The organism is Rhizobium sp. BK538, from assembly GCF_014197575.1.
Taxonomy (GTDB): Bacteria; Pseudomonadota; Alphaproteobacteria; order Rhizobiales; family Rhizobiaceae; genus Rhizobium.
Genome location: NZ_JACIFT010000002.1, coordinates 311751 through 323879, shown reverse-complemented (window position 1 = coordinate 323879; position 12129 = coordinate 311751). Strand labels below are relative to the sequence as shown.

The window sequence follows — 12129 nt, the reverse complement described above, 5'->3', positions numbered from 1 at the left end:
CTTGCTCGCGCTAAAGTTCTTTTATTTTAGCCAGATCTAAATCTTTGGTGCTTCGGCCTTATCCAGGGTCAAGGAGCTGCTACCATGAGCGATCAGAAAAGCTATTCCGGGCGCTGCTTCTGCGGCGCCGTGGAGATTGTTGCTACCGGCGAACCGGTGGCTATGGGCTACTGCCACTGTGCCTCCTGTCGGCATTGGTCGGCAGGACCGGTCAACGCCTTTACGCTCTGGCAACGGCACGCTGTCCACGTCACCAAAGGTGGCGAGCACGTGGAAGGCTACCAGAAGTCCGATACGAGCGTGCGGAAATTCTGCGAGCTGTGCGGTGGGCATCTCTACACCGACCACCCCACCTGGGGCGTCACCAACGTTTACGCGGCACTTCTGCCCGATCTCGATTACGCTCCGGCGTTGCACATGAACTATCAGGAAAGCGTGCTGCCTATCCGTGACGGCCTGCCGAAATACAGAGACATGCCTGCTGAGATGGGCGGCTCGGGCGACATGCTGCCGGAGTAGTTGCCCTACTTTGCGCCGCGTGACAATCGCGTCATCAGCTGAGCGGTGTAATCGACCATCGGGACGATGCGCGAGTAGTTGAGCCGCGTGGGCCCAATCACGCCGACGGCGCCAACGATACGGTCGTCATCATCACGATAGGGCGCGACGATCAACGAGGAGCCGGAAAGCGAGAAGAGTTTGTTTTCCGAGCCGATGAAAATGCGCACGCCCGGCCCGCTTTCTGCGAGATTGAGAAGCTCCAGCAGGCTGTCCTTCTTTTCGAGGTCGTCGAAAAGCATGCGCAGGCGGTCGAGATCGTCGGCTCCGGCAAGACCGGCGAGCAGATTGGCGCGGCCGCGGATGATGAGCTGGGCCGGCTTGCCCTCGTCGGCGCTGCCGGACCAGACGGCGATGCCGCGCTCGACGAGATCCTGCGACAGCGTATCGAGCTCGCGGCGAACATCGTCCTTCAGCCGGCTTAATTCATTGCGCAGTTCCGGCAGCGTCTGGCCGGTCATGTGGGCGTTGAGAAAATTGGCGGCCTCGGTCAACTGCGACGACGTGACGCCTGCCGGAAGCTCGATAATGCGGTTTTCCACCTGGTCGTGATCACCGACAAGAACCGCAAGCGCCTTCGTCGGCTCAAGCCGGATGAATTCGACATGCTTGAGAACAGGATCGCTCTTCGAAGTGATAACAAGGCCGGCGCCGCGCGAAATGCCCGAAAGCATGCGGCTAGCCTCATTCATCATCAATTCCATCGGGTTGTCGCGGCTTTCGGCACGCACCTGGCGATCGATGTTGGCGCGATCCTCGGCCGAGAGATCGCCGACCTGCATGAAGGCGTCGACAAAGAAGCGCAAGCCGATCTGTGTCGGCAGGCGGCCGGCACTGACATGCGGCGAGTAGATGAGGCCAAGTTCCTCCAGATCGCTCATCACGTTGCGCACGGAAGCTGGCGACAGCGACATCGGCAGGATGCGCGACAGGTTGCGGGAGCCGAGCGGTTCACCCGTCTCCAGATAGCCCTCTACGATGCGGCGAAAGATTTCCTTGGAGCGTTCATCCAGCGCAGCCACTGCATCTGAAACCGACGTCGATCTGAACTCCATGAAACCTTGCGTACCCGTGCTGACGATGATCCGACAAAATATAGCCAATCTCCCCGCAGCGGCAAAAGGGAAATTGCAAATAGGCGCTGCCAATCGTAGAAGCTCTCAACAACATAAGCACGCACGATCTAACCGAAAACCACTCGCGTCTTCGGCATCATGATTAGGAGAATAGTATGCGGCCCTCAGGCAGAAAAACCGACCAGATGCGCAAGGTCTCTTTCGAGCGCAATTTCTCCAAGCACGCGGAAGGCTCCTGTCTGGTGAAGTTTGGCGATACGCATGTGTTGTGCACGGCGAGCGTCGAGGAGAAGCCGCCGGCATGGCTGCGCAATACCGGCAAGGGTTGGGTCACGGCCGAATACGGCATGCTGCCGCGCGCCACCGGCGAGCGCATGAAGCGCGAGGCCGCATCCGGCAAGCAGGGTGGGCGCACGCAGGAAATCCAGCGCCTGATCGGCCGCTCGCTGCGCGCCGTCGTCGACCTCAAAGAACTCGGTGAGCGTCAGATCACGCTCGACTGTGACGTCATCCAAGCGGACGGCGGAACGCGCACAGCATCCATCACCGGCGCTTGGGTTGCGCTCTATGATTGCCTGAAGTGGATGGAGAGCCGCAACATGCTGAAGGTCGAGCGCGTGCTCAAAGACCACGTCGCGGCCATCTCCTGCGGCATCTTTGCCAACCAGTCGGTGATCGACCTCGACTATCTCGAAGACTCCTCAGCCGAGACCGACGCGAACTTCGTGATGACGGGCGCGGGCGGTATTGTGGAAATCCAGGGCACCGCCGAAGGCACGCCTTTCACCGACGAGGAGTTCGCCTCGCTGATGACACTCGCCAAAACAGGCATTGCCGAGCTCGTCGCGATGCAGAAGCAGGCGATCGCTGGATGAACGACATGCTGGAAGGCATGCTGGAGACGGCGCTCTATGCGGACGATCTCGACGAGGTCGAAGCCTTCTACGAGGGCATTCTCGGCCTTTCGAAGATCTCGCGAGGCGGCAACCGGCATGTCTTCTTTCGCTGCGGCACCGGCGTATTGCTGATCTTCAACGCTAAGGAAACGATCAAGCCCCCCTTACCCACCGCGCTGCAGGTGCCACCGCACGGCACAAGCGGTGCAGGACATGCCTGTTTTCGTGTCTCCGGGGGAAATCTCGATGCGATTGCGGCCCGACTAAAGTCCAAAGGTGTCGCCATCGAATCCGAAGTCACCTGGCCGCAAGGCGGCCGATCGATCTATTTCCGCGATCCGGCGGGCAACAGCCTCGAATGCGCTGAAGCCCGCATCTGGGGCATCGAATAGGACAATCATGCGCAAGCTCGAAACCAAGACCATCGTCGTTGCCAGCCACAATGCCGGGAAGATCCGGGAAATCCAGGACCTGATCGGTCCGTTCGGTTTCACGGCAAAGTCAGCGGCCGAATTGAACTTCGTGGAGCCTGACGAAACCGGCACCACCTTTGAGGAAAACGCGACGATCAAGGCGCTCGCCTCCGCCGAAGCCGCTGGACTGCCGGCGCTATCGGACGATTCCGGCCTTGTCGTCGATGCGCTCGGCGGCGATCCGGGCGTCTACACCGCCAACTGGGCTGAGAAGCCCGACGGCACTCGCGACTTCGCGATGGCGATGGAAAAGGTCGAGACGGCTCTGGAAAAGGCCGGCGCTTCCAGGCCGGAACAGCGCACTGCGCGCTTCGTCAGCGTGCTCTGCCTTGCCTGGCCGGATGGCCATAGGGAGCTCTTCCGCGGAGAAGTGGAAGGCACCGTCGTCTGGCCGCCGCGTGGCAGCCAGGGCTTCGGCTACGATCCGGTCTTTCAACCCGACGGCTATGAGACTACCTTTGGCGAGATGAGCGCGGACGAGAAGCACGGCTGGAAGCACACAGAGGCACTGTCGCACCGCGCCCGCGCCTTCAAGATTTTCGTCGAAACTTGCTTGGAAGCCTAAGGGCAAACGTGGACACTTTGGAACAGCCTGATCTGACGCGCTATGCCGCTCTTCTGCCCGACACCGGCGAGCCCGGCTTCGGCGTCTACGTGCATTGGCCGTTCTGCGCCGCCAAGTGCCCCTATTGCGATTTCAACAGCCATGTCCGCCACCAGCCGGTGGACCAGGAGCGCTTCACCGCAGCCTTCCTGAAGGAAATGGCGACAGTGCGCCAGATGAGCGGACCGAAGACGGTGACCAGCGTGTTCCTCGGCGGCGGCACGCCCTCGCTGATGAACCCTGCGACGGTGTCGGCCATTCTCGACGGTATCGCCAAGCATTGGCATGTACCCGACGGGATCGAGATCACCATGGAAGCGAACCCCTCCAGTGTCGAGGCGGACCGCTTCCGCGGCTATCGCGCCGCCGGCGTCAACCGCGTGTCGCTCGGCGTCCAGGCGTTGAACGACCGCGACCTGAAGTTTCTCGGGCGGCTGCACGATGTTGCCGACGCGCTGAAGGCGATCAAGCTGGCGCGCGACATCTTCCCGCGCATGTCCTTCGACCTGATCTATGCCCGCCCGAACCAGACCGTCGACGAATGGGAACGCGAGCTCAAAGAGGCGATTTCCTACGCGGTCGATCACCTCTCGCTCTATCAGCTGACGATCGAGGAAGGCACACCCTTCTACGGCCTCCACAAGGCGGGCAAGCTTATCGTTCCGGACGGCGATCAATCGGCGCTGCTCTATGAAGCGACGCAGGAGATCACGGCCGGCGAAGGGCTGCCGGCCTACGAGGTGTCCAACCACGCGCGTCCGGGCGCGGAGAGCCGCCATAACCTCACCTACTGGCGCTATGGCGATTATGCCGGGATCGGCCCCGGCGCCCATGGCCGCCTGACACGCGGCGGCATGAAGATCGCGACCGCAACGGAGCGCAAGCCGGAAAGCTGGCTTGACCTCGTCGAGTGCGACGGCCATGGCATCCTCGACCAGGAACAACTCGGCTACGAGGAACAGGCGGACGAACTGCTTTTGATGGGGCTGCGCCTGAAGGAAGGCGTCGATCTCGCCCGCTGGCAACAGCTTTCGGGCCGCGATCCCGACCCGAAGCGGGAGGAGTTCCTCCTGGAGCACGGCTTTATCGAGCGGATCGGCAACTCCCGGCTTCGCTGCACGCCGTCAGGCATGCTGATTCTCGATTCCGTGGTCGCCGATCTCGCCTGCTAAGCTGGCCGTTTTCTACCCAGAGAGAACAACCGTCCGTCGATCGCTGCAAGGCCGATCGCGATCATTGCCATGCCGATCAGGTGCTTGGCCCGCATCGGCTCGCCCAGAATGGCTGCGCCGAGCAGGATGGCGCTGACGGGGATCAGGAAAGTCACGAGCATAAGGTTCGTTGCTCCCGCCGTTGCCAGAATGCGGAAGAACAGCACATAGGCGATCGCCGTCGACAGCAAGGCCAGACCAAACAGCGCCATCCAGGTCTCGAATGACGGGGCGGCCAGTGTCCACGGCCGGTCGACGATGAGCGCGATCGGCAGCATCAGGACGGTCGAGGCGCTGACCTGTCCTGCGGCGGGAATGAGCGGCGCCATGCCCATCTGGCGGAAGCGGCGACCGAAAATCCCGGCAAACGAATAGGAGAGCGCAGCGCCCAGCACGGCAAGTTGGGCCAGCACGTTCGAGCCGAGATCGCGCAGCACGTCGAAGCCGATCATATAGGCAACGCCGGCAAAGCCGACGAGGACGCCGAGCAGGCGGTTGCCGGTCATCTTTTCATCCGCGGTTAGGAAATGCGCGACAACGACGCCGAAGAGCGGTGTCGTGGCATTCAGGATGGAGGCAAGGCCGCTTGCGATATGCGTTTGGCCCCAGACGATGAGGCAGAACGGGATCATGTTGTTGAGGATGCCCATGCCGAAGAACGCCGCCCACGACTTGCCATCACGCGGCATGGCATGGCCGGCCGCGCGTACAATGAGGTTCAGCGCCAGCGCGGCAATCAGCACCCGACCCGTGACGATGGTAAAGGGCGGCAGGGTCTTCACCAGAATACCGTTGAAGAGGAAGGATCCGCCCCACAGCAGGGAAAGCACTAGCAACATTCCCCACTCGGCAAAGCCCATCTGTTTCGGCTGCATCGTTCACTCCTTTGTCGGCCTGTCACTGACCTACATGCCGTCACAGCCTGCCGCCACCCGATTGTTGCGCGCGGGCGCGGACGCCAATATCTTCGATCTAATCTCGCTCCTCACTGAGCTTTAACCAGCTTTTGTGGCGGCCTTCATGCTGATATTATTGCTATGTCGATGAGCCGACAAACGAGTCTTTCTCGACCCATGATATAGCTGAGCTAAACCATGAGCGACTATCTTCCCTCTCTTTCAGCGCTTCGAGCCTTCGAGGCGGCCGCCCGGCATCTCAGCATGACGCTCGCGGCAAAAGAGCTCAACGTCACCCCAGGCGCCGTTAGCCTGCAGATCCGTGATCTGGAATCATCCCTTGGCGTCAAGCTGTTCGAGCGCAAGACCCGCGCGCTGACTCTGACCGTGGAGGGTGCGGACTATTTTTCGACGCTCAGGGCAGCGTTTCGTCTCGTCAGGGAAGCGACGGCGGCGATCACGGCGCGAGGGCACGGCGCCATCCTCAATGTTACCTGCACTGCGGGCTTTGCGACCTATTGGCTGGTGCCTCGTCTGGGACGCTTCGAGGCGATGCACCCCGAAATCGACGTCCGCATCAGCGCATCGCACCGCGTGCTGGATTTTCAGCGCGACGGCATCGACCTCGCAATCCGCCACGGGCTTGGCGGTTATGACCGCCTGATCAGCGAACGTCTCGTCGACGACGAACTCGTGCCGGTCTGCACGCCAACGCTTGCCGCTGAACTGGGGGACAATCCGTCGCCAAGCGCGCTCGCTAGTTTCCAGCTGATCCACGACGTCTATCGCCATGACTGGCGGCTCTGGCTGGAAGCCGCCGGCGCCACGGGAGTTGACCCGTCGCGCGGACCGATCTTCATGCATGGCAACGGCGCCTATGACGCGATGAAGGCCGGGCTGGGCTTTGCCTTGGTGCGACGCTCGTTTCTGGAGCGGGATCTGAAGGAAGGCACGGTGGTCACGCCCTTCCCTCTCGGCATTGCAAGTCGGCTTGCCTTCCACCTCGTCTATCCGGGCCTTGCGCTGGAGCGGCCAGCCGCTGCCGCTTTCCGCCGCTGGCTGCTGTCGGAGGCGCAAGCCTGACCTGACTGTGGCCGATCTGTTATGCTGATTAAAAAGTTGAGTAATTTAATCATAAAAACGACTTTTCACCGGGAATTTTCTTGACTATTACACTCCACATAAAATCCCGCAACAGGCATACCCGGTGTGATAAGCCAATGAATAGTCTTCGATTTTCCTCGCGAATCCTTTCTACATCAGCATTGACAGGCGTGGCGCTCATCCACCTTCTCGCGCCAGCCGCAGCACAGGATGCCACAGGACAGCAGCAGGATGGCGCGACGATTCTCGAAGATATCATCGTCAACGGTGGCAGCGGCGGCGTGATCCAGGCCGACGGCTATGTCGGCAAGAGCAGCGCGACGGGCACGAAGACCGACACGCCTTTCATCGAGGTCCCTCAGTCGATTTCGTCGGTGACCGAACAGCAACTCAAGGATCGCAACCCGCAAAGCCTGTTGGATACGGTTGCCTACACGCCGGGCACGCGCGTCGGCGCCTACGGCTTCGATCCGCGTTTTGATTCTTTCTCGGTGCGCGGCTTCGACGTGACCTATACTGGGATCTTTCGCGACAACCTTCGTCAGCCCGGTGCAGGTTCGTCGCTCTTCAAGACCGAGCCCTACGGCCTCGAAGGAGTCTCGATCCTGCGTGGCCCTTCCTCGGCGCTTTATGGGGCGACGGGCGCCGGCGGTCTCCACAACATCATCACCAAGCGGCCGACGGAAGAGCCTTTTCGCGAAGTTCAGCGGCAGTATGGTACCGAACAGCGCTACCAAACCCAGTTCGACTTCTCGGGTCCGGTTAACAATACGGATCCCTTCTATTATCGCCTGACGGGCCTCTACCGCGATGCCAATACAGAGCAGATCAGCGTTCCCGACGACCGCATCTATATTGCGCCGGCCTTCATGTGGAAACCGGACGAAGATACCAAGCTTACCATTCTCGGCGAGTATTCCCGAACCAAGACCGGCGGCACGGCGGCGTACTACAATGATCCAGCTGGCAACGTCACGGACTATTTCGCAGGCAATCCGGCCTTCAACGATTCAATCCAAAACCAGGCCCGCATCGGCTATGAATTCGAGCATCGACTGAACGACGTCTTCGTCTTCCGTCAGAACGCCCGCGTTTCGACACTCAACATCGACGCCGACTGGGCCTTCGCCTACGCGCCCAGTTCGGTCAATCCGAGTCTGCTTAGCCGCAGTGCCGGAACGTTTGACGAGCGGCTGACGGCCTTGGTCATCGACAATCAGTTGGAAGCCCAGTTCGAGACGGGGGCGGTCGACCATACATTGCTTGCCGGTCTAGACCTGACCAGGCTGCGCTGGCGCTCGCTCGATGGCCGCGGCGTGTCGCCGCCGCTCGACACCAACAATCCAACGGCGGGCGCGTTTGTTGCTCCGATCGACTTCGACACACGCACCGTCCAGGACCAATGGCAAGTCGGCACCTATCTACAGGATCAGATCCGTTATGACGCCTGGATACTGACCGTCGGTGGTCGCTACGACTGGGTCTCCACGGACACCGACAATACCGACCTCAGCACGAATGCCCTGACCACCATTTCGCAAAAGGACAAGGCATTCTCCAGCCGCGTCGGCCTGGGCTACGAGACCGACTTCGGCGTCGTACCCTATGCCAGCTACTCCACCGCCTTCGCGCCGAATGCCGGCGTCAACCAGGAGACGGACCAACCCTTCAAGCCAACGGAAAGCGAGCAGGAAGAGATCGGCGTCAAGTACCTGCTGCCGAATAGCAATACACTCATCACGGCGGCGCTGTTCAATATCGACCAGGAGAACAGCCTCTATTACGAGGTCGTGAACCTGCCGACCGGGCCGGCTAACATCCAGGTACAGCGCGGCAAGATTCGCTCCCGCGGCTTTGAACTCGAAGCGAACACGAGCCTCGACAACGGCCTGTCGTTGGTTGCGTCGTATACCTTCACCGACACCGAGATCCTGGAGGGAACGACCGGGACGGTGGGCAATTCCGTCTCGTCGGTTCCAAGGCACATGGCTTCGCTCTGGGCGCATTACACATTCCAGGAAAGTAGTCCGATCTACGGTCTCGGCGTCGGTTTCGGTTCCCGGTATCTCGGCAAGAGCTACACCAGCGACTACAATACGGCCCAGAACGGCTCGCGCGTACTCTTCGACGCCGCGATCAGCTATGATTTCGCGGCGCTCGACAAGAAATACGAGGGCCTGGGCCTCCAGGTGAACGCCACCAACCTCTTCGATCGCCGCGAGGCCATCTGCTCGGCTGGATTCTGCTACCGCGACCAGGGCCGGGCCGTGATCGGCAGCCTGCGATACACCTGGTGAGTTGATGGCAAGCGCGCAGCACCATGTCGCTGATCCGGGCGACGGCGCCTCGGTCCTCTCGCCGGCCTTCGCCGGCGAACATGCGTGGTGCGGCGAGAAGATGGCGCTCTCTGTCGACCTGCAGGACGGGGTACCACTGCCACTGTTCTTCGGCGGTGATAGCTTCAGAGAGGCAATCGATCGCTACGCCGACGCCTGCGGCGACAGCGACAGGCGCGCCGTCGTGTCGATGTGGTCGCTATATTACTTCTCGTCACTCTCCATTCCCTATGTGCTGGCCCGTCGTCTCGCCGCGCAGGAGCTTCCGGTCGCCTTCGACGGGATGACAATCGCATTGCAGGAGAATGGCCTGCCGCGGGCATTCGGCGTCCCGCACCGGGGCCGAAATGCTGAGGGTGGCGAAGAGGACGGTTTCGAAGCTATTGGTCCGCTGTTGGAAGAGCATCTACCGGAAGCCGTCAGGAAGCTCACCGCCTCCGGCATTTCGGCCAAGCTGTGCTGGAACAATGCCGCAGTTTATCTCGACTACGCGCTGCGGTTGACGCGACCGCCCGAAGGCCCCGATCTAGCGGTCTTCGTCCGCGGCTGCCTGCCCGATGGCGGCGTCAACCCCCTCTGCGGCAGCGTGCGCTATGTCGAGGAAGACGGTGAGCGGATCGCCCGTCGGAAGATTTGCTGCCTGCGCTACATGCTGCCTGGCATCCAGAGCTGCGGCAAGCTTTGCGCTCTTCCCAGCCAAAGGAACGTGCAATGACATCGCCCACGATCACACGGCGCGGCTTTCTCGCTGCGACGTCCGCCACGCTCTGCGCGCCGCCTCTGTTGAAAGCGGAAACGCGCTGGCCGCTGACCGTGACCGATGCCATCGGTCGAATGGTGACGATCACCAAGAAGCCGAAGTCGATCATCCTCGGAACGGGTTTCAATCTCTTCGCGCTGTCGCTGATCCATCCGGATCCGGTGAGCCTGCTGGCGGGTTGGGCGACCGACATGAAGACGGACAACCCGTTCATCTACGATGCCTTCCGCAAAAAATTTCCGGCCCTCGACAAGGTGCCGCTTGTCAGCAATGGGCAGGCGGATGGCATGTCCTTCGAAGCCGCGCTCTCCCTGGAGGCCGACCTTGCCGTCATGGGCAGGTGGCAAGCAGAAGGCGAGCAGGGCAAACGTGCCATCGACTATCTGGCATCGATCGGCGTGCCCGTCATCGTCGTCGATTTCAATCTCGATCCGCTGAAGAGCACTCCGCGGGACATTCGCCTCCTCGGTCGCGTTCTGGAATGCGACCAGCCAGCGGAAAGCTACGCTCAGTTCTTCGAAAGGCGGGTGGAGCGCATCAGGGTGAGGGCGGTCGGGAAAGGCGGAGATGGGCCGCTCGTGCTGATGGATGCCTTCCCAAGCGCGACACGTGGCAGTTGGGCTGTGGGTCGGACGGGCCTCGGCGAATTGATCACGCTTGCCGGCGGCCGCAACATCGCGGACAAAAACCTGCCGCCACAGGGCGGGCCGGTGACGGCAGAATACATCATCGCGGCGGAGCCTGACGTCTATATCGCCACCGGCTCGCCGGGCGGCACCTACACCGTCTTCTCGATCGGTCCCGGGGTCGATCCTGCAGAAGCCCTGCAGTCGCTGCAGGAAACCGTCAAGGCACCGAGCCTTGCGCCGCTGAAGGCAGTGCGCGAAGGGAACGTGCACGGCATGTGGAACTTCTTCAACGCCGTGCCACTGAACGTGCTGGCCGCGGAGGCTGTCGCATCCTGGGTAAGGCCCGACCTGTTCGGCGATGTCGATCCGGCAAGTAGCCTCGCCGAGATCAACGAGCGTTTCGCCGCTGTCCCCTTCGAGGGGGCATACTGGACCAGCCTGACAAGCTAACGGCCTGGCGCGCCGGTCTTGAATAGGCTGCCGGTCGGCGTGTTCAGGAACATGTCCAATGGAATGTATTCCTGATGCAGGAAACCAGTGGACGGCAGCAGGTCGTCGCGCACCATCTCGATCACGGCAACCACTGAGGCCGACGTCGTCCAGGCGATCGCCGTGCGGCGGGCGCCGGCGATCTCGATTGGATAGTAGGCGCGGACAAATTCCTTGCGGCGCAGGTTGCCGTTCTCCGTGCCCTCCGCTGCCACGTGGACATACACGACATCGTCCTCGACCGGCGGTTTGGCGTTGGTCAGGATTTCACCGGCGAGCTTGCGCTTGTCGCGCATCAAGAGTTCATGGAAGAAGAAGTTCATCAGATCCATGTGTCCGGGATAGCGCATCGTCTTGTAGTCGAGGTTTTCGACCTTGCCGAGCAGCGTATCGCACATGGTTCCGAGGCCCCCTGACGTCGTGAAGGCCTCGAGCTTCACGCCCTCGACATAGATCGTCTCGTGCCATTCCATCGGCGAGACGAACTTGCGAACGCCGCCCTCGATCACTTCGCAGTCGTTCAGATATTCGTTGACCACGCCTTCCGGCGACCAATTGAAGGCGTAGCCGAGGAGACCAGTCGGATGCTGCGGCAGCGCGCCGACCCGCATGCGGATGGAGCGGCACTTGTCAAATCCGTCCGCAAGGCTCGATCCGACAATGCCGACGAAGCCGGGCGCCAGGCCACATTGCGGCGCCATCAGACCGCGCGCCGTGCTGGACAGTTCGATGATGAAGTTTGTGGTCGGCACGTCTTCGGTCAGATCGAAGTAGTGGATCCCTGCGAGATGGGCGGCGCGCGACAGACCGATATTGAGGTGATAGGGCAGACAGGAAAGTACGGCCTCAACGCTGGACAACAGGTCACCGATGACGGCGGGGTCGGAGATGTCGCCACTCCTGCATTCGAACGGCAGGCCTTCCGTCGGCGCCTGAATATCGACGCCTAAAACGTCGAAGCCCCCCTCATGCAGAAGCGTTGCGGCCAAGCGCCCGATCTTGCCCAGTCCGAGAACAGCGATCCTGTCGAAACTCATCGGCTCCCCCTGCGGCCAAACGGTACATTTCCGCCACTCCAGCGTACAGAAGATTGTGCG

Annotated in this window: 12 protein-coding genes; 9 read left to right on the top strand and 3 right to left on the bottom strand. The window is 61.3% G+C overall.

Annotated elements, in window-relative coordinates; translation table 11 throughout:
• Positions 1-84: 84 nt before the first annotated feature.
• Positions 85-519 carry a GFA family protein gene (locus tag FHX09_RS03925; protein WP_007799644.1) on the top strand — a complete coding sequence of 145 codons (435 nt, stop codon included), beginning with the start codon at positions 85-87 and terminating at the stop codon, positions 517-519.
• 5 nt (positions 520-524) lie between these two features.
• Here the strand turns inward: FHX09_RS03925 and hrcA are convergent, their stop codons facing one another.
• The gene (hrcA, locus tag FHX09_RS03920) at positions 525-1613 is read right to left on the bottom strand and encodes a heat-inducible transcriptional repressor HrcA (RefSeq protein WP_007799642.1); all 1089 of its coding nucleotides are present in this window, start codon (positions 1611-1613) and stop codon (positions 525-527) included.
• Positions 1614-1789: 176 nt separating this feature from the next.
• Between hrcA and rph the strand changes: the two genes are divergently transcribed.
• The 4 genes from rph to hemW are packed head-to-tail and all read left to right on the top strand — an operon-like array spanning position 1790 to position 4779.
• Positions 1790-2509: a ribonuclease PH gene (gene rph, locus FHX09_RS03915; protein WP_132591961.1), complete on the top strand. Its 720-nt coding sequence runs from the start codon at positions 1790-1792 to the stop codon at positions 2507-2509.
• Positions 2506-2922, top strand: coding sequence for a VOC family protein (locus tag FHX09_RS03910; protein ID WP_007799638.1), 417 nt, complete (start codon positions 2506-2508; stop codon positions 2920-2922). Before rph ends, FHX09_RS03910 begins: the two co-directional genes overlap by 4 nt.
• Before the next feature lie 7 nt (positions 2923-2929).
• The gene (gene rdgB, locus FHX09_RS03905) at positions 2930-3568 is read left to right on the top strand and encodes an RdgB/HAM1 family non-canonical purine NTP pyrophosphatase (RefSeq protein ID WP_132591959.1); all 639 of its coding nucleotides are present in this window, start codon (positions 2930-2932) and stop codon (positions 3566-3568) included.
• A gap of 8 nt (positions 3569-3576) precedes the next feature.
• Complete coding sequence (gene hemW / locus FHX09_RS03900) at positions 3577-4779, top strand: radical SAM family heme chaperone HemW (RefSeq protein WP_132591957.1); 1203 nt, start codon at positions 3577-3579, stop codon at positions 4777-4779.
• Here hemW and FHX09_RS03895 read toward each other — a convergent pair.
• Positions 4776-5693, bottom strand: a complete 918-nt coding sequence (locus FHX09_RS03895) for a DMT family transporter (protein ID WP_132591955.1) — start codon at positions 5691-5693, stop codon at positions 4776-4778. The genes hemW and FHX09_RS03895 overlap by 4 nt on opposite strands.
• A 219-nt stretch (positions 5694-5912) precedes the next feature.
• Here FHX09_RS03895 and gcvA point away from each other — a divergent pair, with 219 nt between their 5' ends.
• The 4 genes from gcvA to FHX09_RS03875 all read left to right on the top strand — a co-directional run bounded on the left by gcvA (position 5913) and on the right by FHX09_RS03875 (position 10993).
• On the top strand, positions 5913-6797 hold the full coding sequence (gcvA, locus tag FHX09_RS03890; protein ID WP_132591953.1) for a transcriptional regulator GcvA: 885 nt from the start codon (positions 5913-5915) through the stop codon (positions 6795-6797).
• 137 nt (positions 6798-6934) lie between these two features.
• Positions 6935-9115: a TonB-dependent siderophore receptor gene (locus FHX09_RS03885; protein ID WP_132591951.1), complete on the top strand. Its 2181-nt coding sequence runs from the start codon at positions 6935-6937 to the stop codon at positions 9113-9115.
• A gap of 4 nt (positions 9116-9119) precedes the next feature.
• Positions 9120-9869: a siderophore-iron reductase FhuF gene (gene fhuF, locus FHX09_RS03880; protein ID WP_132591949.1), complete on the top strand. Its 750-nt coding sequence runs from the start codon at positions 9120-9122 to the stop codon at positions 9867-9869.
• Positions 9866-10993: an ABC transporter substrate-binding protein gene (locus tag FHX09_RS03875; RefSeq protein ID WP_132591947.1), complete on the top strand. Its 1128-nt coding sequence runs from the start codon at positions 9866-9868 to the stop codon at positions 10991-10993. The genes fhuF and FHX09_RS03875 overlap by 4 nt, the downstream gene beginning before the upstream one ends.
• Here FHX09_RS03875 and FHX09_RS03870 read toward each other — a convergent pair.
• A complete protein-coding gene (locus FHX09_RS03870) occupies positions 10990-12069 on the bottom strand; it encodes a saccharopine dehydrogenase C-terminal domain-containing protein (protein ID WP_183721694.1) in 1080 nt (359 codons plus the stop codon). The genes FHX09_RS03875 and FHX09_RS03870 overlap by 4 nt on opposite strands.
• Positions 12070-12129 lie beyond the last annotated feature (60 nt).